At 70.9% G+C, this 24,543-nt stretch carries 24 protein-coding genes; 1 reads left to right on the top strand and 23 read right to left on the bottom strand.

Translation table 11 applies throughout. The features are described from left to right. Nucleotides 1–97 precede the first annotated feature (97 nt). From atpA to ABD831_RS07030, 12 genes are all read right to left on the bottom strand, one after another. Nucleotides 98–1,729, bottom strand: a complete 1,632-nt coding sequence (gene atpA, locus ABD831_RS07085; protein ID WP_344943618.1) for a F0F1 ATP synthase subunit alpha — start codon at nt 1,727–1,729, stop codon at nt 98–100. 69 nt (nt 1,730–1,798) lie between these two features. Then, nucleotides 1,799–2,611 (bottom strand): F0F1 ATP synthase subunit delta, encoded by an 813-nt coding sequence (locus ABD831_RS07080; protein WP_344943615.1) that lies wholly within the window; start codon nt 2,609–2,611, stop codon nt 1,799–1,801. Further along, nucleotides 2,611–3,210, bottom strand: coding sequence for a F0F1 ATP synthase subunit B (locus tag ABD831_RS07075; protein ID WP_344943612.1), 600 nt, complete (start codon nt 3,208–3,210; stop codon nt 2,611–2,613). Before ABD831_RS07075 ends, ABD831_RS07080 begins: the two co-directional genes overlap by 1 nt. Nucleotides 3,211–3,268: 58 nt before the next feature. After that, nucleotides 3,269–3,478, bottom strand: a complete 210-nt coding sequence (gene atpE / locus ABD831_RS07070; protein WP_020142944.1) for an ATP synthase F0 subunit C — start codon at nt 3,476–3,478, stop codon at nt 3,269–3,271. 126 nt (nt 3,479–3,604) lie between these two features. Then, nucleotides 3,605–4,387 carry a F0F1 ATP synthase subunit A gene (gene atpB, locus ABD831_RS07065; protein WP_344943607.1) on the bottom strand — a complete coding sequence of 261 codons (783 nt, stop codon included), beginning with the start codon at nt 4,385–4,387 and terminating at the stop codon, nt 3,605–3,607. Between the two features lie 148 nt (nt 4,388–4,535). Then, nucleotides 4,536–4,829, bottom strand: coding sequence for an AtpZ/AtpI family protein (locus ABD831_RS07060; protein ID WP_344943604.1), 294 nt, complete (start codon nt 4,827–4,829; stop codon nt 4,536–4,538). Between the two features lie 14 nt (nt 4,830–4,843). After that, entirely contained in the window at nt 4,844–5,329 is a 486-nt protein-coding gene (locus ABD831_RS07055) for a Cg1360 family ATP-synthase-associated protein (RefSeq protein ID WP_344943602.1), read from the bottom strand. Between the two features lie 144 nt (nt 5,330–5,473). Then, nucleotides 5,474–6,571, bottom strand: coding sequence for a glycosyltransferase family 4 protein (locus tag ABD831_RS07050; RefSeq protein ID WP_344943599.1), 1,098 nt, complete (start codon nt 6,569–6,571; stop codon nt 5,474–5,476). 44 nt (nt 6,572–6,615) lie between these two features. Continuing rightward, entirely contained in the window at nt 6,616–7,893 is a 1,278-nt protein-coding gene (locus ABD831_RS07045; RefSeq protein ID WP_344943597.1) for a serine hydroxymethyltransferase, read from the bottom strand. A gap of 48 nt (nt 7,894–7,941) precedes the next feature. Then, on the bottom strand, nt 7,942–8,691 hold the full coding sequence (locus ABD831_RS07040; RefSeq protein ID WP_344943594.1) for an L-threonylcarbamoyladenylate synthase: 750 nt from the start codon (nt 8,689–8,691) through the stop codon (nt 7,942–7,944). A 38-nt stretch (nt 8,692–8,729) separates the two neighbouring features. Beyond that, nucleotides 8,730–9,605 (bottom strand): SDR family oxidoreductase, encoded by an 876-nt coding sequence (locus ABD831_RS07035; RefSeq protein WP_344943591.1) that lies wholly within the window; start codon nt 9,603–9,605, stop codon nt 8,730–8,732. A 1-nt stretch (nt 9,606) separates the two neighbouring features. Beyond that, entirely contained in the window at nt 9,607–10,284 is a 678-nt protein-coding gene (locus tag ABD831_RS07030; protein ID WP_344943588.1) for an NADPH-dependent F420 reductase, read from the bottom strand. 143 nt (nt 10,285–10,427) lie between these two features. Between ABD831_RS07030 and ABD831_RS07025 the strand changes: the two genes are divergently transcribed. Continuing rightward, the gene (locus tag ABD831_RS07025) at nt 10,428–11,027 is read left to right on the top strand and encodes a TetR/AcrR family transcriptional regulator (RefSeq protein WP_344943584.1); all 600 of its coding nucleotides are present in this window, start codon (nt 10,428–10,430) and stop codon (nt 11,025–11,027) included. Between the two features lie 31 nt (nt 11,028–11,058). Here ABD831_RS07025 and prmC read toward each other — a convergent pair whose 3' ends face one another. From prmC to ABD831_RS06970, 11 genes are all read right to left on the bottom strand, one after another. Further along, on the bottom strand, nt 11,059–11,931 hold the full coding sequence (gene prmC / locus ABD831_RS07020) for a peptide chain release factor N(5)-glutamine methyltransferase (RefSeq protein WP_344943581.1): 873 nt from the start codon (nt 11,929–11,931) through the stop codon (nt 11,059–11,061). 8 nt (nt 11,932–11,939) lie between these two features. Further along, nucleotides 11,940–13,028: a peptide chain release factor 1 gene (gene prfA, locus ABD831_RS07015; protein ID WP_344943578.1), complete on the bottom strand. Its 1,089-nt coding sequence runs from the start codon at nt 13,026–13,028 to the stop codon at nt 11,940–11,942. Between the two features lie 87 nt (nt 13,029–13,115). Further along, the gene (gene rpmE, locus ABD831_RS07010; protein WP_142177191.1) at nt 13,116–13,331 is read right to left on the bottom strand and encodes a 50S ribosomal protein L31; all 216 of its coding nucleotides are present in this window, start codon (nt 13,329–13,331) and stop codon (nt 13,116–13,118) included. Between the two features lie 187 nt (nt 13,332–13,518). Next, on the bottom strand, nt 13,519–15,600 hold the full coding sequence (locus tag ABD831_RS07005; protein WP_344943574.1) for a sensor histidine kinase: 2,082 nt from the start codon (nt 15,598–15,600) through the stop codon (nt 13,519–13,521). Next, nucleotides 15,597–17,045, bottom strand: coding sequence for a glycosyltransferase family 2 protein (locus ABD831_RS07000; RefSeq protein ID WP_344943571.1), 1,449 nt, complete (start codon nt 17,043–17,045; stop codon nt 15,597–15,599). Before ABD831_RS07000 ends, ABD831_RS07005 begins: the two co-directional genes overlap by 4 nt. Next, nucleotides 17,042–18,100 (bottom strand): HEAT repeat domain-containing protein, encoded by a 1,059-nt coding sequence (locus tag ABD831_RS06995; protein ID WP_344943568.1) that lies wholly within the window; start codon nt 18,098–18,100, stop codon nt 17,042–17,044. The genes ABD831_RS07000 and ABD831_RS06995 overlap by 4 nt, the downstream gene beginning before the upstream one ends. Before the next feature lie 13 nt (nt 18,101–18,113). Next, complete coding sequence (locus ABD831_RS06990) at nt 18,114–18,515, bottom strand: response regulator (protein ID WP_142177187.1); 402 nt, start codon at nt 18,513–18,515, stop codon at nt 18,114–18,116. Nucleotides 18,516–18,674: 159 nt separating this feature from the next. Then, nucleotides 18,675–20,852: a transcription termination factor Rho gene (gene rho / locus ABD831_RS06985; RefSeq protein ID WP_425582803.1), complete on the bottom strand. Its 2,178-nt coding sequence runs from the start codon at nt 20,850–20,852 to the stop codon at nt 18,675–18,677. Nucleotides 20,853–21,123: 271 nt separating this feature from the next. Beyond that, complete coding sequence (locus ABD831_RS06980) at nt 21,124–22,101, bottom strand: homoserine kinase (RefSeq protein WP_344943560.1); 978 nt, start codon at nt 22,099–22,101, stop codon at nt 21,124–21,126. Between the two features lie 4 nt (nt 22,102–22,105). Beyond that, on the bottom strand, nt 22,106–23,200 hold the full coding sequence (gene thrC, locus ABD831_RS06975) for a threonine synthase (RefSeq protein ID WP_344943558.1): 1,095 nt from the start codon (nt 23,198–23,200) through the stop codon (nt 22,106–22,108). Continuing rightward, a complete protein-coding gene (locus ABD831_RS06970) occupies nt 23,200–24,516 on the bottom strand; it encodes a homoserine dehydrogenase (RefSeq protein WP_344943556.1) in 1,317 nt (438 codons plus the stop codon). Before ABD831_RS06970 ends, thrC begins: the two co-directional genes overlap by 1 nt. Nucleotides 24,517–24,543: the final 27 nt, after the last annotated feature.

The following is a 24,543-nucleotide window of genomic DNA, read 5'->3' as shown; positions in this document are numbered from 1 at the left end:
CACGGCGTCGCGTATGCCGTGTGGGGCGGCCACGCCCCCGGGCATCCTCCCAGCCACGCGGGCTGTCGGGACGCACGGGGACGGAGCCCCGTGGTGCCTACTTCTGCTTGACGATCTTCGCCTGGGTGATCTGGTCGTCGGCGATCTCGTCGAACTCCTCGTTGCCGGCCTCGAGGCCGTCCCTGCCGGTGCCCCGGAAGGTGAACTTGACCTCGTCGACGACCTTGGACAGGGCCGTCTCGGTGTCCTCGTCGAGCTTGAGGGTCTCGCGGATCGTCTGGAGGATCTTGCCGTCCCGACGCAGCGTATCGAGCAGCTCGGCCTCGAAATTCCGGACGTCCTCGACCGCGACGTCGTCCAGCTTGCCGGTCGTACCGGTCCAGATCGAGACGACCTGCTCCTCGACGGGGTACGGCGAGCTCTGCGGCTGCTTGAGCAGCTCGACGAGGCGCGCACCACGGGCGAGCTGGGCTCGCGAGGCGGGGTCGAGGTCGGAGGCGAACATGGCGAACGCCTCCATGGCGCGGAACTGCGCGAGGTCGAGCTTGAGTCGACCGGCGACCGACTTCATCGCCTTGATCTGCGCGGCGCCGCCGACTCGGGAGACCGAGACACCCACGTCGATGGCCGGACGCACGTTGGCGTTGAACAGGTCGGCCTGCAGGTAGATCTGGCCGTCCGTGATCGAGATGACGTTGGTCGGGATGTACGCCGAGACGTCACCGGCCTTGGTCTCGATGATCGGCAGGCCGGTCATCGAGCCGTGGCCGAGGTCGTCCGAGAGCTTCGCGCAACGCTCGAGGAGCCGCGAGTGCAGGTAGAAGACGTCGCCGGGGTAGGCCTCACGGCCCGGCGGGCGGCGCAGCAGCAGCGACACGGCGCGGTAGGCCTCGGCCTGCTTGCTCAGGTCGTCGAAGACGATGAGGACGTGCTTGCCCTGGTACATCCAGTGCTGGCCGATGGCCGAACCGGTGTAGGGGGCGAGGTACTTGAAGCCCGCCGAGTCCGACGCGGGGGCCGCGACGATCGTGGTGTACTCGAGGGCGCCGGCCTCCTCGAGGGTGCCGCGGACCGACGCGATGGTCGAGCCCTTCTGGCCGATGGCGACGTAGATGCAGCGGACCTGGGCGTCGGGGTCGCCGGACTCCCAGTTGCGCTTCTGGTTGATGATCGTGTCGATCGCGACCGTCGTCTTGCCGGTCTGGCGGTCGCCGATGATCAGCTGGCGCTGGCCGCGGCCGATCGGCGTCATGGCGTCGATCGACTTGATGCCGGTCTGCAGCGGCTCGTGCACGGACTTGCGCTGGACGACGTTGGGCGCCTGCAGCTCGAGGGCGCGACGCTCCTCGGTCTTGATCTCGCCGAGACCGTCGATCGGGTTGCCGAGCGGGTCGACGACGCGACCGAGGAAGTCGTCACCGACCGGGACCGAGAGGACCTCGCCCGTGCGCTTGACGGTCTGGCCCTCCTCGATGCCGGCGAAGTCACCGAGGATGACGACGCCGATCTCGTGGACGTCGAGGTTCAGCGCGAGGCCGAGCGTGCCGTCCTCGAACTGGAGCAGCTCGTTGGTCATGGCCGAGGGAAGACCCTCGACGTGAGCGATGCCGTCACCGGCGTCGGTGACGCGGCCGACCTCTTCGCGGGAGGCCGTGCCGGGCTCGTAGGACTGGACGAACGAGTCCAGAGCGTCCCGGATCTCCTCCGGACGGATCGAAAGCTCCGTCATGTCAGATCTTCTCCTCGGTCTCGACCCGCAGAACGGGCCAATGGTTGATCACAGCTGGTGGTGGGTGCCTCAGGCACCCATGGCCCGGCGGGCCGCGTCGAGCTTGCGGATGACGGTGCCGTCGATGAGCTCGTCACCGATCTCGACCCTGATCCCGCCCATGACCCGCGGGTCGACGACGGTGTTGACGTGGACCTTGCCGCCGTAGATGGCGGCCAGGCCCGCCGCGAGGCGGGTGCGGTCCTCGTCGGTGAGCGGGACGGCCGAGGTGATGGTGGCCGTCTGCTGCTCGCGGCGGCTCGACGCCGTCTCGAGGTAGCGCTCGAGGACCCGGTCGAACCGGCGGCCGCGCGGGGCGACGACGGCCTGACGGGCCAGCACGAGGGTCTCCGGGGTGACCTTGTCGCTCAGCAGCGACGACACGAGGTCGGCGCGCTTGTCGGAGGGTGCCTGCGTGTCGACCAGCGCCGCACGCAGCTCCGCGTCGGCGGCGACGATCCGCTCGAAGCGGAACAGCTCGTCCTCGACGCGGTCGGCTCGGTCGGCCGACTCGGCCTCGGCGATGACGGCCTCGACGGCATACCTCTCGAGCGCGTCGGTCAGGTCACGCTCGGAGCTCCAGCGCTGCCCGAAGGCGCCCTTGAGCACGACGAGCGTCTCAGCGCTGATCTTGCCCGCGAAGAGACGCTCGGCGAGCTGTGCCTTGTCAGCGCCCTCGCGCGAGGGGTCGGCCACGGCTCGGCGCAGGGTCGCGCTGCCGTCGATGACGCCGACGACCGCGAAGAGCTCCTCGGCCAACCGCGAGCGGTCGGCACCGGCAGCGAGGACGCCGGTGAAAGCCTCGCGGCTCGCCACCGCTGCTGCGCGTGAGGGTCCCTGCATCAGGCGTCTCCGCCCTGGCTGCCGGCGGCGCCGCCGACCTTCTCGCGCACGACGTCGCCCGACTCGAGCTCGGCGAGGAAGCGCTCGACGATGCCCTTCTGGCGGGTCTCCTCGTGGAGGGACTCGCCGACGATGCGGCTCGCGAGGTCGGTCGAGATGCGTCCGACGTCGTTGCGGAGCGAGACGACCGCCTGCTGGCGCTCGGCCTCGATCTGCTTGTGCGCCGTCTCGGTGATCCGGGACGCCTCGGACGCCGCGTGCTCGCGCATCTCGGCGATGATCTGCGCGCCCTGGGCCTTCGCGTCCTCACGGATGCGGGCAGCCTCGGAGCGAGCCTCGACGAGCTGCGCCTGGTACTGCTCGAGCGCGGCCTGGGCCTGGGCCTGGGCCTCCTCCGCCTTGTTCATGCCGCCTTCGATGGCAGCCGTGCGCTCGGCGTAGATCTGCTCCAGCCGTGGCACGACCTTCTTGGCCACCACGACGTAGAGGATCGCGAAGCACGCCAGGCCGAAGAAGAACTCCAGCGGGTGCGGGATGATCGGTGCCGCGGTGGCCCAGAAGCCCTCGCCGCCTTCGGCGGTCACGGTCACTGCTTGCATGAGCTTCTCCTAGAGAGAAAAGACGGTCGGTGCTTCGAGCTGCCCCCGGTAAGGGGCGTCAGCCCTTGAAGACGAACGCGAGCGCGATACCGAAGATGGCGAGCGCCTCGGTGATGGCCATGCCGAGGAAGGCGATCGGCTGGAGCATGCCGCGGGCCTCGGGCTGACGGGCGACGCCGTTGATGTAGGCGGCGAAGATCAGACCGACACCGATACCGGGGCCGATGGCGGAGAGGCCGTAACCGAGGATGGCGATGTTGCCAGTCATGTGTGTTCCATTCCTTCTTGTCTTGTCCGGCTGGCGGTTACCAGACGGGCTGGGGCGAAGCTGGTTTGTGGTGCTCGTGCGGTGGTGCAGTTCGTGGGGCGCCGAACGCGCAGGGAGACGCCGGCCTCAGTGCTCGTCGGCGACCGCGCCGCCGATGTAGAGGGCGGCCAGCAGGGTGAAGACGTAGGCCTGGAGGAACTCGACCAGCAGCTCGAAGAGCGTCATGACGAAGGCGAAGATCCACGTGACGCCACCGGCGACGACGAGGACGCCGCCGGAGTTGAGCATGTACCAGCCACCGGTGATGAACAGGACGATGAGGATGTGGCCCGCGAACATGTTGCCGAAGAGTCGCAGGGCGAGGGTGACCGGTCGCGTGAAGAGGTCGGTGATCAGCTCGAGGAAGAAGATCGCGGGGATCATCGCCTTCGGCAGGCCCGCGGGCACGAGCGACTTCCAGTACCCGATGAAGCCGTGCTTGCGCATGCCCACGACGTGGAAGACGACCCAGACGATGAGCGATAAGGCGATCGGGAAGCCGATGCGGCTGAAAGTCGGGTAGCTGAACGGCGGGATCACGCCGAAGAAGTTGTTGACGAGGATCGTCGTGAAGAGCGCGAAGAGCAGCGGCACGAACCGCATGAAGTCCTTGCTGCCGATGAGGTCCTTGGCGATGCTGTTGCGGACCAGGCCGTAGACGGCCTCGGTGCCCATCTGGCCACGGCCCGGCACGAGCGCCTTCTTCTTCGTCGTGGCGAGCAGCCACCAGACGACGAGGCCGGTCGCGACGACCATGAGGAGGATGGGCCGCGTGACCGCCCAGGGGCCGTCGGTCCCGAAGAGGGGCTGCCAGAACTCCTCGACGCCGGGGGCGGTGTAGTCCGTCGGGGCGGCGGCCACGATGCTCACGGGTTACTCCTTTGTAGGTTCTGGGCACTTCGGCTGACGACCTGCGTCAGGGGTGGAGAGTCGGTGCTCGGGAGCGGGCTCCCGGTGAGGCTCCAGGTCGGCGGGCCTGCGGGCGACGCGCTGACGTGCGGCACGGAGGCCGTCGGGCTCAATGGGTACCGTATCGGAACCAGATCAGGTAGAGCGACAGGGCCATTCCACCCACGATCCCGACCCCGACGAGCCAGGTCGTGCCCAGCCAATGGTCGGCCAGGGCACCCAGACCGCCGTAGATGAGCGGACCCGTGAGCATGTACGCGACGGCACGCCAAGCGGAGTCCTGCTCGCGGGTGTTGAACCGGCGCAGCTCCTCGGCCTTGTCCTCCGCCGAGGGCTCGCTGGGCTCGCTGGGCACCGTGGGCTCGCTCGGGTCGCCGGGCTCCGGCGTCGGTGATGTGGTCATGTCGACCTCCGGTGTCACGGCTCATCACGCGGCTCCCGGTGGGGTGCCGCGTCGGGCGACGCGTCGAGCGAGGCCGCGCCGTCAGGGTCGTAGGCGAAGATCCGCAGCCGCTTGTAGGCGCGCATCTCGAAGAAGAGCCAGACGACGGCACAGACGGTGACGGACAGGCCGATGGCGTAGCCGGAGGCCCAGGTCACGTCGCGCAGGCTGAACATGACGATGCCGAGCACCAGCACCTTGAAGGTGTAGGTGGCCATGACGATCATCATGGTCGTGGTGGGCGCCAGGTCGGCCGTGCGCTTCATGACGAGGAGCGTCAGGCTGAAGAAGAAGATGACGATCGCCGCGCCGAGCGCAGCCGACCAGGCGGCCTTGGGGCTGGAGAAGAGCCCCACGACGACGCAGACGAGGCCGGCGACGGACGTCGGCAGCAGCGAGCCCCGGAGGAGCTGCGCGAAGGCATCTGACTGTGATGCGTCGCGTGCCGGTGTGGCGCTCAAGGAAAACCTGCCTGGTGCGTCGAGAGGCGTAGTGCGGGCGGGGCTCGGGCTGATCCCGATCGAGCTCGGATCGGTAGTGCTGACAAGAGATTCGGGCACCCGCGGCGGCCTTCTCAGGCTGCCCTCAGGTGCTTGTGAATGCTATCACAAGCGTTCGGACGGCCTCCACCGCGGAAGCCAGACGGTGAGCACGACGCCCATGGCGGCAGCTGCCCCCACGACCGCGAGCGGACGGGGTCCGTCCCAGATGACGAAGGAGACAGAGCCCAGGGCCACGATGGCGGCCCATAGGTAGAGGATCAGCACGGCCCGGCGGTGGCCGTGACCGATGCGCAGCATCCGGTGGTGCAGGTGCATCGCGTCGGGCTGCCACGGCCGCTTTCCGGCCCGGGTACGACGGACGACGGCGAGGACCATGTCGAGGAACGGCAGGAGCAGGACCGACAGCGGCACGAGGACCGGCAGGAACGCCGCCGACACCTCGTTGGCACTGACCTGCCCGGGGTCGACGTTGCCGGTGAGCGTGATCGTCGCCGCCGACAGCAGCAGGCCCAGGGTCAGCGCCCCGGAGTCACCCATGAAGAGCCGGGCCGGATGGAAGTTGTGGGGCAGGAAGCCGGCGCAGCACCCCACGAGGGCCGCACTGATGAAGGTGGCGGTCGAGAACACGTTGGCCGGCACGAAGGAGCGCGAGACGAGGTAGCTGTAGATGAAGAAGGCGAACGCCGCGATGCCCACGACGCCGGCGGCGAGGCCGTCGAGACCGTCGATGAAGTTGACGGCGTTCGTCGACGCGATGACGACGAGCATCGTGAAGAGCACGAGGACCGGTGTCGGCAGGATCGTCGTGCCGAAGATGGGGAGCGAGAGCAGCTGCACTCCCGTGTAGGCCATCAGGCCCGCGGCGAGCATCTGCCCCGCCAGCTTGGTCAGCCAGTCGAGCTCGCGGATGTCGTCGAACGCCCCGAGCAGGCAGACGATGCCGCCGGCGACGATGACCCCGAAGATGCGCCGGTCGGAGAAGAGGGTGCCCAGGTAGGGCAGTGCCCTGGCCACGAGCGCAGCGGCCACGAAGCCGATGTAGATCCCCACTCCCCCGAGCCGCGGGATCGGCGTCTTGTGGACGTCGCGCTCACGGACGGCCGTGAAGGCGCCCGTGGCGACGGCGACGCTCCGGACGAAGGGTGTGGCGAGGTACGTGACCGCAGCGGCCACGATGAGGACGAGGACGTACTCGTGCACCTACCGACCTTCGCTCGGGCGCCGACGCTGTGGAGTGAGCCGACTCAGCGAGGGTATGCCGGGAAGCGGGTCACGAGGTCGGTGACCCCCGCGCGCACCTGCTTGCTCATCGCGTGGTCGGGATCCGCGTCGCCCTGCGTGACGGCCGTGTGGATGAGCGAGGCGATCTGCTTCATCTCCTCCAGGCCCATGCCCTGCGTCGTGACCGACGGCGTGCCCACACGGATCCCGGAGGCGATGTTGGGCTTCTGCGGGTCGAACGGGATGGCGTTCTTGTTGAGCACGATCCCGGCTGCGTCGGCCCGCTCCTCGGCTTCCTTGCCGGTGACGCCGACGCCCTGCAGGTCGAGGAGCGAGAGGTGGGTGTCGGTGCCGCCGGTCGTCGGGCGGATGCCGAGCTCGAGCAGGCTGGCCGCGAGCTGCTGGCTGTTGGCGATGACGTCCTTGGCGTACTGGGCGTACTCGGGGGTCGCGGCCTCCTTGAAGTTGACCGCCTTGGCCGCGATGGTGTGCATCTGCGGGCCACCCTGCATCATCGGGAAGATCGCCTTGTCCATGGCCGCGGCATGCTCGGCCTTGCACACGAGGGCGCCCGAGCGCGGGCCGCGCAGCACCTTGTGCGTCGTGAAGGTCACGACGTCGGCATACGGGACCGGGGAGGGGATGGCCTTGCCCGCCACGAGACCGATGAAGTGGGCGGCGTCGACCCAGAGGATCGCGCCGACCTCGTCGGCGATGGCGCGGAAGCGCTCGAAGTCGATGAGGCGCGGGATGGCGGAGCCACCGGCGCAGATGACCTTGGGCCGGTGCTCGCGCGCGAGCGCTTCGACCTGGTCGTAGTCGATGTCCTCGGACTCCTTGTCGACGCCGTAGTGCACGGCGTTGAACCACTTGCCGGAGAAGGAGACCTTCGTGCCGTGGGTCAGGTGGCCGCCCATCGGCAGCGCCATGGCGAGGATGGTGTCGCCGGGCGCCATGAAGGCGCCGTAGACGGCCTGGTTGGCGCTCGCGCCGGAGTGGGCCTGGACGTTCGCGTGGTCGGCGCCGAAGAGCGCCTTGGCCCGTTCGATGGCGATGGTCTCCGCCTTGTCGACCTCGGAGCAGCCGCCGTAGTAGCGACGCCCCGGGTAGCCCTCGGCGTACTTGTTGGACAACGTCGACCCGAGGGCGGTCAGCACGGCGGGCGAGCTGATGTTCTCGCTGGCGATGAGCTGCAGGCCGCCGCGGATGCGGTCGAGCTCCGACAGCAGCACCCCGGCGATGTCGGGGTCGAAGGACTGCAGGGCGCCGAAGTCGGAGCCGTAGAACGTGTCGTCAGCCATGGGAGTTCTCCGGGTGGGTCGGGAGTGGGGCGCGAGCGCGAGCCAACTCTATGGGGTCGTGCTGGGACCGTCGGACGGCTGCTCGGGCGACGACACGTCGCGCCACTCCCCCACGGTGTCGGGGCTGTCGGCCGCCGGGTCGGGCGCGGGTGCCTCGAGCTCGGGCTCGGGCACGAGAGCAGCGTCGATGTCGTCCTGCGAGAGCGCGCCGATGCGCAGCGTCACCGGCGTCTCGCCCGTGCAGTCGATGATCGTCGAGGGCTGGCCCTCGCCGGCGGGGCCGCCGTCGAGGTAGACCCCGACGGACTCACCGAGCATCCCCACCGCCTCGTCGACGGTGCGTGCGGCGGGGTCGCCGGTGGTGTTGGCGCTCGTGACGGCCATCGGCCCGATGTCGCCGAGCAGCTCGAGGGTGAGCTCGTGGGCGGGCACGCGGAGGGCGACCGTGCCGTTCGTGTCGCCGAGGTCCCAGTGGAGCGAGGTCTGCGCCTTGAGCACGAGCGTCAGCGGGCCGGGCCAGAACTTCTCCATGAGCCGCTGGGCGTAGTCGGGCACCTGCGTCGCGAGGCCCTGAGCCGTGCGGGCCGTGGGGATCAGGACCGGGGGCGGCATGTCGCGCCCCCGCCCCTTGGCGGCGAGGACCGAGGCGACGGCCGTCGCGTCGAAGGCGTCGCAGCCGATGCCGTAGACCGTGTCGGTCGGCAGGACGACGATCTCGCCGCGTCGGATGGCCGACGCCGCGGCCGGGATCCCCTCGGCACGGCCCTCGGGGTCGGTGCAGTCGTAGCGCTCGCTCACGGAGCAGAGCCTACTTGCGCCGGTGGGGCAGCCTGACGTCAGGAGGGCTCGATGCCGACGAGCTCGGCCGAGGCCCGCCACAGCCGCGCCGCCACCTCGGTGTCGTAGGAGGCCCGCGACGAGCGCTTCGCCCTGCCGTCCGCGAAGTAGCAGCCCGAGACGTCCTCCAGGTCCGGTGACGAGGCGAGCAGGACCGACGTGTCAGCCCCGCGCTCAGGGCTCTTCATGAAGGGCCGGACCACGGGGAGCATGAGCCGCATCCATGTGCCGGAGTCCTCCTGCCCGAAGGCGGTTCGGACGATGCCGGGGTGGAGGACGTTCGCCGTCACCCCGGATCCCCGGAGTCGTTGCGCGAGCTCGTAGGTGAACATGACGTTGGCGAGCTTGGACTGGTTGTAGGCCCGCTGCCCGCTGTAGTCGCGCGCTCCCTGGAGGTCCTCGAGGTTGATCCTGCCCATGGCCTGGGCGCCCGACGAGACGGTGACGATGCGGGCCGGCGCGCTGGCGCGCAGCCGGTCGAGCAGCAGGTGGGTCAACAGGAACGGTGCGAGGTGGTTGACGGCGAAGGTGCGCTCCAGGCCGTCCTGGGTCACGTGGCGGGTGGCCCAGTAGCCGCCGACGTTGTTGACGAGCACGTCGAGGCGTGGGTATGCCGCAAGGACCGCCTCGGCCAGCGAGCGCACGTCGCGCTGGACCGAGAGGTCCGCCACGAAGACGTCGACCTCCGCGCCGTCAGCGCGGATCGCCTGGGCGGCCGCCTCGGCGCGGGAGGCGTCCCTGCCGACGATCCCGACGCGGGCCCCGAGCCCTGCGAGGCGCGTGGCGGTGGCCAGCCCGATCCCGCCGGTCCCACCGGTGACCAGCACCGTCCTTCCGGTCATCGACCCGGCCGCGCCGGTCACGGGGCCCGCCATGTCAGCGGACGATCCTGAAGTTGAACGCTGCCGTACCGAGGGCGCCCATGAGACGCAGCCACACCGGGAGCAGCATCTCGGTGCCACGCGCGGTGCTGATGTCGCCGAGGTCGATGACGTCGGTGTGGCCGAACGAGGTGAGCAGCTCGGTCACGGTGGCCTTCGCGGTCTCGTCGTTGCCGGACACGAACACGGACGAGGGCTCGCCGAGGCTCGCCGGGTCCACCATGAGGTCGGCGTTGAGGGTGTTGAGGGTCTTGACGACCAGGGCGTCGGGGAACGCGCGCTGCACCTGCTCACCGAGCGAGTCGGTGTCCTTGACGAAGAGGGTGGGAGGGAAGCCGCCCGAGAAGTCGAGAGGGTTCGAGATGTCGAGGAGCACCTTGCCCGCGAGGTTGTCGGCGCCGGCTGCTTCCAGGGCCGGGAGCGCACCGTGCCCGCTCGTGGCGTTGACGACGAGCTCGGCGCCGGCCGCTGCGTCGGCGAAGGTGGCGAGGCGTACCTCCGGGTGCGCTGCCGCCCAGACCGGATAGGCCGGGTTGCCCATGCCGTCGGGCTCGGTGCGGGCAAGAGTGCCCTGCGGGTCGCGCGTGCCGACGGTGACCTCGTGGCCGAGGCCGGCCAGTCGGGCTGCGATGGTCTGGCCGACCATGCCGGTGCCGAGGACTGCGATCTTCATGGGGGTTCTCCTGAAAAAAGGGCGAAGGGGGTTCAGTGCTGGGCAGACAAGTCTGTCTACCTCAGGGGGCGAACGTAACAGACAGGTCTGTCTACTGGCAAGGTATGCTCAGGACGAAGCCGCTGCACCACCCGAGGAGCCCGATGTCCACTGCCACGCCGACCCGCCCGAGCGCCGCGCGCGAACGCGTTCTCGAGACGGCCTTCTCGCTCTTCTACGCCCGGGGCATCCGCGCCGTGGGGGTCGACCTCATCGTCGCCGAGTCGGGTGTGGCGAAGGCGACGTTCTACAAGCACTTCCCCGCCAAGGACGACCTCGTCGTCGCCTACCTCGACAAGGTCGACGGCATCTGGACGGGACAGCTCAGGCAGGCAGCGCAGGCTGCCGGAGACGCCCCCGCTGCTCAGCTGGTCGGGCTCTTCGACGCCCTCGGCACGGCCTGCCGGCGCGAGGGCTACCGGGGGTGTGCCTTCATCAATGCGGCGGCCGAGTCGCAGCCGGGCACCCCGGTTCACGACCGCACCGTGGCGCACAAGGCCGCCGTGCTGACGTGGGTGCGCGACCTCGCCGAGCAGGCCGGTGCCCAGGACCCGCAGTCCCTCGCCCGGTCGCTGACGCTGCTGCTCGACGGCGGCCTCGCGAGCGGTGCGCTGGACGCGAGCCCTGAGGCCCCGGAGGCGGCCCGGGCGTGCGCCCGGGCACTCGTGGCTGCGGCAACCGGCGCAACCGCCCCCGTCGACTGAGGGCCCGCGGGCGTCCCGGCCGTCGGGCAGGTCAGCCGGCGCGACGCGCGGTGGTGACGCGGGGGCGACCACCGAGGTCGGGATGGTCGGTCACGTCGACCCACTCGCCGGTGGCCGAGAGACGGCGCGGCAGGCTCTCGCCCTGCGAGTCCGCGTGCTCCACGAGGACGAGGCCGCCCGGCCGGAGCAGACCTGCTGCGACCCGGGCGACGGCGAGCGGGATCGCCAGGCCGTCCTCGCTGCCGCCGTAGAGCGCGACGTCAGGGTCGTGGTCGCGCACCTCGGGGTCGACGGGCACCGCTCCGACAGGGATGTAGGGCGGGTTGATCGTCACCACGTCGACGGCGCCCGCCCAGTCCTCGAAGCAGGCCAGGGTCGCGTCGCCCTGCACGAGGTCGACGTCGAGGCCGAGCCGGTCGCGGTTGGCGACCGCCCAGGCGTGGGCGTCGGGCGAGAGCTCCAGAGCGCGGACCTCGACGCCTGGCCGCTCGTCCTTGGTCGACAGCGCGATCGCGCCGGACCCCGAGCACAGGTCCACGAGGCGGACGGGCCGGGGCGCGTCGCGCGCCTCGACGCGGTCGACCTCGGCGAGAGCCAGCTCGACCAGCACCTCGGTCTCCGGGCGGGGCACGAAGACCCCCGGACCGACCGCGAGGGTCAGCCGCCGGAAGTGGGCCCGCCCCGTGAGGTGCTGGAGCGGGACGCGACTGGCCCGCTCGTCGACGAGGACGGCATACGTCCCCGGGAGCGTGCGCCCGCCCAGCACCATGAGGCGGCGCACCTCCGAGGCCTCGATGCCGAGCACGTGGGCGGCGAGCTCGACCGCATCGACGTCGGCCGAGGTGACCCCGGCGTCCCGCAACCGGACGGCCGCGGCCCGGACGCCGTCACGCAGGTCGGTCATGGCGTCCGTCACCCCTTGGAGCCGTCGTCGGCGAGCGCCGCGAGCTTGGCTGCCTCGTCCGCGTCGAGCGCTGACTGCACGACGGGGTCGAGGTCGCCGTCGAGCACCGCGTCGAGGTTGTAGGACTTGTAGCCGGTGCGATGGTCGGAGATGCGGTTCTCCGGGAAGTTGTAGGTGCGGATGCGCTCCGAGCGGTCGACGGTGCGCACCTGCGACCGGCGGGCGGCGCTGGCCTCCGCGTCGGCCTCGTCCTTCGCCAGCTGGTGCAGACGGGCCCGGAGGACGCGCAGCGCGGCCTCCTTGTTCTGCAGCTGAGACTTCTCGTTCTGGCACGACACGACCAGTCCCGTCGGCAGGTGCGTGATGCGCACGGCCGAGTCGGTGGTGTTGACGCTCTGGCCGCCGGGGCCGCTGCTGCGGTAGACGTCGATGCGCAGGTCGTTGGGGTCGATGGTCACCTCGACCTCCTCAGCCTCGGGCATGACGAGCACGCCCGCGGCCGAGGTGTGGATGCGGCCCTGGCTCTCGGTGACGGGCACGCGCTGGACACGGTGCACCCCACCTTCGTACTTGAGGCGCGCCCACGGTCCCTCGCCCAGGCCCGGAGTGCCCTTGGCGCGCACCGAGACCCGCACGTCCTTGTAGCCGCCGAGGTCGCTCTCGGTCGCGTCCTCGATGGCGGTGCGCCAGCCGCGCTGCTCGGCGTAGCGCAGGTACATCCTCAGCAGGTCGCCCGCGAAGAGGGCGGACTCGTCACCGCCCTCCCCCGCCTTGACCTCGAGGATCACGTCGCGGTCGTCGTCGGGGTCACGGGGCACGAGCATCCGGCGCAGGTGCTCCTCCGCGGTTGCGAGACGGGCCTCGAGCGAGGGCACCTCCTCGGCGAACGACTCGTCGTCGGCGGCCAGCTCGCGGGCGGCCGAGAGGTCGTCACCGGCGGCCGTCCACTCACGGGCGGCGGCCACGGTCGGCGCCAGCGCGGCATACCGCTTGTTGAGGGTCCGCACGAGGTCCTGGTCGCCGTGCACGGCAGGGTCGGCAAGCTGCTGCTCGAGCTCGGCGTACTCGTCGAGGATCGACTGGACGGATTCGAGCACGGCAGGCCCTTCGGCTCGGGGGACGGACGGATACGACGAACGCCGGCCCCCGACGACCGAAGTCGTGGGAGCCGGCGTGCGGGAGACCTACTTGGCGGCCTTCTTGCCGTATCGGGCCTCGAACCGGGCCACGCGGCCACCGGTGTCGAGGATCTTCTGCTTGCCCGTGTAGAACGGGTGGCACTGCGAGCAGACGTCGGCAGAGATCTTGCCGGACGTCTCGGTGCTGCGGGTGGTGAACGTGTTGCCACAGGTGCAGGTCACCGTGGTGTCGACGTAGTCGGGGTGAAGGTCCTTCTTCAACGTGGTCTCCTCGAGAATGATCGGCCGGGTCGGGGTCGGCGCCGCTCCGCTGGTGGAGCTGCTCTCCCGTGAACCGGTCCAAAGGAAGAGTGTGCCAGAAAGGCGCACCTCCTCCCAAACGCGAGAGGGGCTCCTCGCATTCCCCCGCCCGGCGGTCGAGGGGCGGGTCCTGACGCCCCGGCGTCCGTCAGGCGCGCACGGGGGCAGGTTGGGCGACGGGCAGCACGACCTGCATCGTCGTGCCCTCCCCCTCGACGGAGGCGATGACGAGCTCGCCGCCGTGGCCCTCGACGATGGCACGCACGATGGCAAGGCCCAGCCCCGTGCCCGGGATCGCGGCCGCGGTGGCGTTGCCGGCACGGAAGAAGCGCTCCGACAGTCGCGCGAGGTCGGTGGCCGGGATGCCGATCCCGGTGTCGTGCACGGAGATGACCGTCGACTCCCCCGAACGCTCGGCCGACAGCAGGACCTGCCCGCCCTCCGGGGTGAACTTCACGGCGTTGGAACCGAGGTTGATCAGGGCCCGCTCGACCTGGCCCCGGTCGACCCGGACCACGAGGTCGTCGGGCACGTCGGTGCAGATGAGCTGGACGCCCCCACCCGCCGCGACGGGCTCCATCGTCTCGGTGACGGTGCGCAGCAGGTCGCGCACGGCGACCTCCTCGGACACCGACTGCAGTCCGCTGATCTCGATCTTGTTGAGCACGAGGAGGTCCTCGATGAGCCCCCGCAGGCGAGTGGCGTTGCGGCCGATGATGTCGAGGGCCACGTGCTGCCCGTCGCTGACGTCGCCGAAGTCACCGTCGACGAGCAGCTCGAGGTAGCCGCTGATCGAGGTGAGGGGGGTCCGCAGCTCATGGCTGACGGTCGCCATGAAGTCGGTCTTCTGGCGGTCGAGCTCGGTCAGGCGCTTCACCTGCTCGTCCTGCATCTGCGAGAGCCGCAGCGCGACGATGGACTGGGCTGCGATGGCCGAGCACTGCTGGGCCGCCTGGATCTCGTGGCGGTGCCAGCGGCGGGGAGCGCTGACCATCATCACCGAGAGGATCCCGAGTCCCCGACCACCGGTGCCCACGGGCAGCATGAGCAGCGACCGGGCCCCGGTGGCCCGGTGGAAGGCGCGCGCCCGTTCGTCGTCGTAGGCCTGGTGGGCGAGCAGGTCGCCGAGGTCGAAGAAGCCGACGTCGCGGCGCAGCTCGTCGTTGACGACCCCCACCTGCTGCGCGAGCGACCGCGGCAGCGGAGGGAGGTCGGGCAGGTCGTCGGTGTGCCACTGCAGGCGGTCCTCGATCGTCTGCCCGTCGTCGCCGAGGGTGTAGAGCAGCACGCGGTCCGCGCCGAGGCCGGCACCGAGCTTGGTCGTGACGCGCTGGAGCGCCTCGTGGACGTCGACCGCCGAGCGCACGGTGCGGCCCACGTCGAGGACGAGCTCCTGCATCTCGAGGACGGCGGCCTGCTGGTCGACCAGCCGTGCATTGGCCCGGGTGAGGTCGTTGAAGTCGCGCGCCAGCATGCGGACCTCGAGGGCGCCCTCCTCCTGGTTGGCCATCGCGATGACGTCCTCCTCTGCCTGTCGCCGCACCACCTCGCGCAGCCGGGCGAGCGGGCGGCCGACCGCACGGTCCATCCCGAAGCCCGCGGCGACGAGCACGAGGAGCACCGCGCCGGCGACGACGATGATGACGCCGGACGTGACGGCCGTGGCCTCTCGCGAGTCGACGCGAGCCGCGTCGCGCTGCGTCTGGATGCTCGACCCCAGCGAGTCGTTGGTCGAGCGGAAGCGCGCGTATGCCGCGACGGTTCGAGCGCGGTCGGGCGCGGTCGCCGACGTGCCCGGGACCAGGCCCTGCAGGGACTCTCGTGCGGCGAGGAACCAGGCGTCGACCGCGGCGCGCTCCTCGGCGACGAGGGCGAGGTAGCGGGCGCGGTCGGCGCTCGAGAGCTCCTCGCTGCGCGTCGCCGTCGTCAGGCGGTCGAGCTCGGCCTCGACTTTCGGCTGGAGGCTCAACGGGTCGAGCCCGGACGGGATGCCGCCGGCCACCTGCCGCCAGGCGCCCTCGGCGCGCGTCATGTCGAGGAGCACGTCGCCGTTGGCCTCGCGCGCCGGACCGAGCGCGAGGGTCAGGGCCCTCACGGCTGCTCCCTGCGAGTGGATCGTGGCGACCGAGACGATCGCACCGACGGGTACGAGGATGACGAGGATCGTGATGAGCAGCCGGATCTGGCTGCCGACGGAGCGCCTGGAGACGACCGGCAGAACGTTCGTCACGCGGGGTCCTCGTCGAAGCCGGTGCGGGTCATGACACCCCAGACATGCTTCTTCCCGCGCAGGCTCGACCACCACCCCTCGAGGCGCCACCACACGGTGGCCTGGCGGTAGCCGATGTTCTCGAGGACGGACGCGGCGATCGTCTGCCAGATGGCGCGCCACCGGTCGTGCTTGTGGAAGGCCCACTCGTCGACGACCATCGCCGACAGGGTCACGAGCACGGCATACCCGTAGGCGAGCACGAGGAAGAGGATCGCGAAGGGCACGTTGACGACGCCGAGGAGCAGGGCGAGCGGGACGATGAGGATGCCGAAGAGCTCGAGGAGCGGAGCGATGAGCTCGAAGAGCCAGTAGTACGGCAGCGCCAGGAAGCCGATCCGGCCGTACTTCGGCCGGAAGAGCATCGAGCGGTAGGCCCACAGGGTCTCCCAGAGGCCACGGTGCCAGCGGCGTCGCTGGTTGCGCAGGACCGTGGCCGTGACGGGCACCTCGGTCCACGAGACCGGCTCGGGCACGAACTCGACCTTGTAGTCACGCCCCTCGTCACGCATGCGCTTGTGGATGCGCATGACGAGCTCGAAGTCCTCGCCGATGCTGTCGGGGTCGAGACCGCCGACCTCGACCACGACGTCGCGCCGGAACAGCCCGAACGCGCCGCTGATGAGGATGAGGCCGCCGAGGCGCGACCAGCCGGTGCGGCCGAGCAGGAAGGCCCGGAGGTACTCGACGAGCTGGATCCGCGGGATCCAGGTCTGGGGCATCTCGACGCGCACGATGCGGCCCGAGACGACACGGCTGCCGTTGACGGGGCGGATGGCGCCGCCGGTCGCGACCATGCGGGTCGGGTCGTCGGCGAAGGGACGCGTGACGTGGAGCAGGCCGTCGGGCTCGAGGATCGAGTCGCCGTCGATCATCGCGACGAGCGGCTCGCTCGCGGCGTTGATGGCGACGTTGATGGCCTCGGAGCGACCGGAGTTCTCCTTGCGCACGACGACGAGGCGGGTGCGGCCGTCGCGAGGCACCCAGATCCCGAGGATCCTGGCTCGGACGGGGACCTCGTGCGGCAGCTCGCGCGGCACCTGGACGAGGTCGAAGGCCTCCTCCAGCCGGGCGAAGGTCTGGTCGCTGCTGCCGTCGTCGACGACGACGACCTCGTGCCGCGGGTAGCGCAGGGTGAGGAAGGACTTGACGGCGGTGACGATGCCGGCCTCCTCGTTGTACGCCGGCACGAGCAGTGACACCCCGGGCGCGAGGCCGGCGCCCTGCCACGTCAGGGCTGTGGCCCGGCGCCGCTGCTGCGCCCGGAACTCGAGGTAGGCGAGGCCGATGAGCACGAGCAACGAGGTGTTGATGAGCACGAAGTAGATGATGATCGGCACGCTCGAGACGTCCATCACCCAGACGACGAAGGAGCGCAGCCCCTCGACGAGACCGTCCCAGCTCATGCGCTCGCCCTCTGCAGGCTCGCCATGAGTCGCGCCGAGCGCACCGCGGCATCGTCCTCGTGGCCGAGGAGCGCACTGCTGCCGTCGGGGCCCATCGTGAGCAGCGCGGTCGCGGCCAGCTCGGCGAGGCGCGGGTCGGCGTCGGCCAGGAGGGCGCTCAGGGCCGGGACCGCCGCCGGGTCGCCGAGCTCGTCCAGCGCGACGACGCAGGCACGCCGCAGCGCGAGCGGCTCCGAGTCGACGGTGTGGCGCACGAGGATGTCGACGTCCTCGCCGCGGCCGAGCCGGCCGATCGCCGTCGCACTCGTCTCGCGGACCGTGACGTCGGGGTCGGCGTCGAGGAGGCTGCGCAGCTCGGGCAGGCCCTGGGTGAAGCTGCGCTCGCCGCTCAGGTGCGCGGCGACCATGCGGGTGCGGGCGTCGCGGTCGGCCATGCCCTCGCGCAGCACCTCCGAGATGCCGACACCCATCGACTGCAACGCCTCGGCCGCCGTGGCCGCAGGCAGTCCCCGCTCCGGGGCGCCGATCGCCGCCAGCACCGGGCCGGCGGCCGCCGGGTCGCCGATGAGGCCCAGCGCGTAGGCGGCGCTGTTGCGCACCTCCATGGCCTCGTCACCGAGCGCGACCACGAGCTGCGGCACGGTGGCCTCGGCACGGGCCAGGCCGAGCAGCTGGGCGGCGCGGGCCCGCTTCACGCTGGACCGGCTCGTCAGCTCCTCGACCGCGGCGTCGACGGCGCCGTGCACCTCGAGCACGTGGACGAGCTGCTCGGCCGGCACGCCACGGATCTTGGTGAGCATCTCGACGATGTTGCGGTCGAGCACGGTGCGCGACACGCCGGTCGCCCAGGTCAGCTCCTCGGCAGCCGAGCCGTCGTCGTCCTCGCCCGAGGCCACCGTGATCAACGGCGGGCGCAGCGGGGAGAGCAGCATCTCGTCGCGCTGGGTGCGACTGTGTCGCCTCGCGCGGACGGCGACGACGAGGACGATGAGGAGCACGCACGCGCCGAGGACGACGAGGGTGACTCCGAGCAGGAGCGCCGCTCCGATGATCACGCGGACCCGGCGCTCATCGGGCCCTGGCGAGCATGCCGTTGACGCGGTGCAGCAGCTCCCGCGGGCTGAACGGCTTGATGACGTAGTCGTCGGCGCCCACGGCAAAGCCCGTGTCGACGTCGGAGTCGCGTGACTTGGCGCTGAGGAGCAGCACCGGCACCGTGGGGAACTCGCTCTCCCGGATCTTGCGCAGGACGTCGATGCCCGAGAGCCCGGGCATCATGACGTCGAGGACGGCCAGCTGCGGCGGGTTGGCCTCGAAGGCCTCCCAGGCGCTGATGCCGTCCGGGACGGCCTCGACGGCATACCCCGCCTGGGTCAGCTTGAACTCCACGAGGTCGCGGATGTCGGCGTCGTCGTCCGCGACGAGAACGCGGACAGGGCTGGCATCGGGGTCGCCGGCAGGCGCAGACATGGCACTCCATGATGGGGATCGGGTGGTCTCCCCATTTTATGGACATTTCGCACCATTGCCCCGTGAAACGCCGAAAGGGGACGGCGCCGGATGGCGTCGTCCCCTCTCGGTCGAGGGTCCGCGGTCGGGTCCTGGTGCCTCAGGACCTCGAGGAGCGGGTCAGGACTCGTCGCCGAGCCGCGAACCGCTCGTGGCCTGGACCTGGGTGAGGAACTCGTAGTTGGTGCGCGTCTTCTTGAGCCGGTCGATGAGCAGCTCGATCGCCTGCTGCGAGTCGAGACCACCGAGGACCCTGCGCAGCTTCCACATGATCTTCAGCTCCTCGCTCGCGAGCAGGATCTCCTCGCGGCGCGTGCCGGAGCTGTTGATGTCGACGGCCGGGAAGATCCGGCGGTTGGCCAGGTCCCGGCTGAGGCGCAGCTCCATGTTGCCCGTGCCCTTGAACTCCTCGAAGATCACCTCGTCCATCTTCGAGCCGGTCTCGACGAGGGCCGTCGCGAGGATGGTGAGCGAGCCACCGTTCTCGATGTTGCGCGCCGCGCCGAAGAACTTCTTCGGCGGGTAGAGCGCAGCCGAGTCGACACCGCCGGACAGGATGCGACCGCTCGCCGGTGCCGCCAGGTTGTACGCACGACCCAGCTTGGTGATCGAGTCGAGCAGCACGACGACGTCGTGACCGAGCTCGACGAGGCGCTTGGCACGCTCGATGGCGAGCTCGGCGACCGTCGTGTGGTCCTCGGCCGGCCGGTCGAAGGTCGAGGAGATGACCTCGCCCTTGACGGCGCGCTGCATGTCGGTGACCTCCTCGGGGCGCTCGTCGACGAGGACGACCATGAGGTGGCACTCCGGGTTGTTCGTCGTGATCGCGTTGGCGAGGGTCTGCATGATCATCGTCTTGCCGGCCTTGGCCGGCGCCACGATGAGGCCGCGCTGACCCTTGCCGATCGGGGCGACGAGGTCGATGATGCGCGTCGTCAGCACGTTGGGCTCGGTCTCGAGCCGCAGTCGCTGCTGCGGGTAGAGCGGCGTCAGCTTGCCGAACTCGACCCGCTTGGCAGCCTCCTCCGGCGTCTGGCCGTTGACGGTGTCGAGGCGCACCAGCGCGTTGAACTTCTGGCGTCCGACGCTGCCCGAGGGCTGCTCGCCGTCGCGCAGCGCCTTGACGGCCCCGGTCACGGCGTCGCCCTTGCGCAGGCCGTTCTTCTTGACGATCCCGAGCGGCACGTAGACGTCGTTCGGGCCGGCGAGGTAGCCGGAGGTCCGGACGAACGCGTAGTTGTCGAGGACGTCGAGGATGCCCCCGACGGGGACGAGGACGTCGTCGTCACCGACCTGCAGCTCGGCGTCGTTCCAGTCCTGGCCACCCTCACGGCCGCGGCCGCGCTTGCGGTCCCGGCTGCGCTGGCGGTTACGGCTGCGGCGGCTGCCACCGTCGTCGTCGTAGCCGGCCTGCTGGCCGCGGTTCTGGTCGTTGGCCTCGCCCTGCTGGCGGTCCTGCTGCCGATCCTGCTGGCGGTCCTGCTGACGGTCCTGCTGACGGTCCTGCTGACGGTCCTGCTGACGGTCCTGCTGACGGTCGAGCTGACGCGTCTGCTGACGGTCGTTCTGACGGTCAGCACGGTTGCCTTGCTGTCGGTCCTGCTGACGGTCCTGCTGCTCGCGATCGCCGTGCCGCTCGGCCTGCTGCCCCCGGTCGTTCTGGCGCTCTGCCCGGTTGCCCTGGCGGTCGCCCTGCTGACGCTCGCCCTGCTGACGGTCGCCCTGCTGACGGTCGCCCTGCTGACGGTCGCCCTGCTGGCGACCACCCTGCTGGCCCCGGTCACGCTGCCGGCTCGCGTCCTCGTGGCCCTCGGATGCCGGCTTCTCGCCGCCCTCGGCGCCCTGGTCCGCGGCTGCTTCCTGCTCGTCGGAGCGAGCAGCCCGCGACTCACGCGAGGCTCGCGTCGTGCGCTCGGCACGGGGAGCGCGCTCGGCCGGGGCCTCGTCGCGCTCCGGGGCGGCGGCGGTCGCTGGGACCTGGGCCTCGGGGGCCTGGGTCTCGGAGGCCCGGGTCTCGGGTGCCTGGGTCTCGGGTGCCTGGGTCTCGGCGGGCGCCTCGGCCGTCGTGGCCGAGCCTGCCGGACGGCTGACGCGGCGCGATGCGCGGGCCGGGGCGGCCTGGGCGGGCGCGGCGTCGCCGGAGCCCGTCGAACCCGACGTGGCGGGCGCAGCTGCAGGAGCCGACGAGCCGCCGGCCTGACGAGCCTTGATCGCCTCGACGAGGTCGCTCTTGCGCATCTTCGTCGTCCCGGTGATACCCATCGACGACGCGACGCCCTTGAGCTCGTCCAGCTTCATGGCCGACAGGCCGGAGAGCGGACGGGTGGTTGTTTCTGACACGAAGGATCCTTCCCCCTCGTTTGCGGCCCGGGACATTCCAGCGGGCCGGACTTGGACCAGGTGACCTGGCCGTCTGAGATCCACTTCGGCGCAGAACGCGCCCAGAGACACAAGAATTCGCCTCAGTGTGGGGGTGATGCACCGGCCTGCGATGTCGCGGCGTGTGGTGCGAGGTCAGAATAGCACCCGGCGGCCTCGGACCGGGTGATGGCGCCACTGGTGTCGCAGGTCAGCGCGCGTGCACCTGCACTCCCTGGGTCGGCACGGAGGGCGTGAGCCGTTCCCAGTGAGAGGCGAGGTGGCCGGCCTGAACGTCGGCTGCGGCGTCCCGCGTCGTGAGGACGAGGACGCTCGGACCGGCCCCCGACACGACCGCTGCGCGACCCTGGGCGCGCAACAGGTCGACGAGCTCCATCGTGGCCGGGTAGGAGGCTCGGCGGGCCTCCTGGTGCAGCCAGTCGCGGGTGGCAGCGTGCAGGTGAGAGGGGTCTGCGGTCATGGCGTGGACGAGCAGAGCCGCTCGACCGGCGCCGGCGGCTGCGGCCACGAGCGGCACCGTCTCGGGCAGCACGGCGCGGGCCGTGCGCGTCGCCAGCCGGGTGTCCGGGACGAAGACGACGACTTCGACGTCAGGGTGCAGGTCGATGCGGGCCGTCACGGTGCGCTCTCCACGGTCGAGACCCGTGCCGTCGGGCATCCAGCTGACGGTGAGACCACCCAGGACGCTCGCCGAGGCGTTGTCAGGATGCCCTTCGAACTCGCTCGCCAGGTGCGTCGACAGCCCGAGGTCGACGGGAACGGGGTCACCGGGAGCCGGCCACGCGGCATACACACTCTCGTGAACGCCGCACGAAAGCGCTTGTGCGGCAACGACGCCCGCCACGATGGCGGTGGCGGACGAGCCCAGGCCACGGCTGTGCGGGACCCCGTTGACGGCCTCGAGACGCAGGCCAGCGGGCGCCGCGACGCCCAGGGCGCGCCAGGTGTGCTGCATCGTGACGTGCACGAGGTGCCGCTCGTCCGTGGGCACGTCGTCGGCGCCCTCACCCGTGACCTCGATGACCAGCCCGGCACTGTCGGACGTCGTCACGACGTAGTCGTCCCAGAGCCCCAGCGCCAGGCCGACGGAGTCGAAGCCGGGACCGAGGTTGGCGCTGCTCGCCGGCACACGCACGCTGACGGAGCGGCCCGCGGGCACCCGGTTCACGCGGTCAGCCCTCGAGCCCCAGCGCCTGGGCCGCCGAGAACGCGTCGACCGAGACCCTGGTCGGCACGACCTCTCCCCCGTCGGCCGTGCGCAGCGCCCACTGGGGGTCCTTGAGACCGTGACCGGTGACCGTGCACACGATCCGCGCACCCGGCGGCACGAGACCCGCCGCGTGGCTCGCAAGCAGCCCGGCGACGGAGGCGGCCGAACCGGGCTCGACGAAGACACCCTCCTGCGCCGACAGGTAGCGGTGCGCCTCGAGGATCTGCTCGTCGGTGACCGCGTCGATGCGGCCTCCGGACTCGTCCCTCGCGGCGATGGCCTGCTCCCACGACGCGGGGTTTCCGATGCGGATGGCGGTCGCGATGGTCTCGGGATGGTCGACGGGGTGGCCGAGGACGATCGGAGCCGCCCCGGCGGCCTGGAAGCCCCACATCTGCGGGAGCCGTGTGGCCGGGCCCGGCTTGTCGCTGACCGACGGGTCCGACGAGTACTCGCGGTAGCCCCGCCAGTACGCCGTGATGTTGCCGGCGTTGCCGACGGGCAGGCAGTGGATGTCAGGGGCGTCGCCGAGCGCGTCCACCACCTCGAAGCTCGCCGTCTTCTGGCCCTCGATGCGGGCCGGGTTGACCGAGTTGACGAGCTCGACGGGGTAGGCCTCGGCGAGCTTGCGCGCGAGCGTGAGGCAGTCGTCGAAGTTGCCGTCGACCTGCAGCAGCGTCGCGCCGTGCGCGATCGCCTGGCTCAGCTTGCCCATCGCGATCTTGCCCTCGGGCACGAGGACACCGCACGTCATGCCGGCCTTGGTGGCGTATGCCGCCGCCGACGCGCTGGTGTTGCCGGTGCTCGCGCAGATGACGGCCTTGGCGCCCTTGCGGGCGGCGACGCTGATCGCGGTCGTCATGCCACGGTCCTTGAACGAGCCGGTGGGGTTGAGACCTTCGTACTTGAGGTGGACCTCGGCACCGACCAGCGCAGAGAGCTTCTCGGCGTGGATGAGTGGGGTACCGCCCTCGTGGAGCGTGACGACCGGCGCACCCTCGAGCATGGGAAGGCGGTCGGCGTACTCGCGGATCACTCCGCGCCACTGGTGAGCCATCACGAGCCTTCCACGCGCATCACGGAGTTGACTCCACGGACGACGTCGAGCGTGCGCAGTCGCTCGACCGTGGACGACAGGGCCGCATCGCTCGCGGAGTGCGTGACGATGATGAGGTTGGCGCGGGCGCCCTGGCCGTCACCGGCGGGAACGAGCTGCTGGCGCACCGTCTCGATCGAGACGTCGTGGTCGGCGAAGGCTGCCGCGACCTGGGCGAGCACCCCTGAGCGGTCCTCGACGTCCAGGCTGATGTGGTACCTCGTCTGGGCGTCGCCCATCGTCAGCACCGGCAGGTCGGCATAGCTCGACTCCCCCGGGCCCAGGCCGCCACCCACCCGGTGGCGCGCCACGGCCACGAGGTCACCGAGGACCGCGGAGGCGGTGGGGTCGCCCCCGGCGCCCTTGCCGTAGAACATCAGCTCGCCGGCGGCGTCGGCTTCGACGAAGACGGCGTTGAAGGCCTCGCGGACCCCGGCCAGCGGGTGCGAGCGCGGGATCATCGCCGGGTGCACGCGCACGCTGACGCCCTTGTCGCTGCGCTCGCAGATCGCCAGGAGCTTGACGACGGCGTCCATCTCGCGCGCGGCCGCGACGTCTGCGGCCGTCACCTCGGTGATGCCCTCGCGGTAGACGTCGGCGCCCGAGACGCGGGTGTGGAAGGCGAGCGAGGCGAGGATGGCCGCCTTCGCAGCGGCGTCGAACCCCTCGACGTCGGCGGTCGGGTCGGCCTCCGCGTAGCCGAGCGCCTGGGCCTGCTCCACGGCGTCGTCGAAGCCCGCCCCTGTCGTGTCCATCTTGTCGAGGACGTAGTTGGTGGTGCCGTTGACGATGCCCAGGACCCTGCGCACCTCGTCCCCCGCCAGCGACTCACGCAGCGGCCGGAGCAGCGGGATGGCCCCGGCGACCGCAGCCTCGTAGTAGAGGTCCACGCCGTGGCGGGCGGCCGCGTCGTAGAGGGCGGGACCGTCCTCGGCGAGGAGCGCCTTGTTGGCCGTGACCACGGACGCCCCGTGCTCCATCGCACGCAGGATGAGGGACCGGGCCGGCTCGATGCCGCCGATGACCTCGACGACGACGTCGGCACGCGTCACGAGGTCCTCGGCGTCGGTCGTGAAGAGCGCCGGGTCGACGCCGAGCGCGGCGCGGTCGCGACCGGCGCGGCGCACCGCGATGCCCGCGATCTCGAGCGGCGCACCGACCCGCGCAGCCATGTCGTCGGCGTGCTCGGTGAGCAGTCGCGCGACGGCTCCGCCCACGACGCCGGCCCCGAGCAGGGCGACGCGCAACGGCTGGGGGTCACTCACGGCGCTGTCCACGGCGGCAATCCTGCCGCGTGTCCGGGT

Source organism: Terrabacter ginsenosidimutans (assembly GCF_039539425.1).
In the GTDB taxonomy this organism is placed as follows: Bacteria; Actinomycetota; Actinomycetes; order Actinomycetales; family Dermatophilaceae; genus Terrabacter; species Terrabacter ginsenosidimutans.
This window is presented reverse-complemented; position numbering and strand designations above follow the sequence as displayed.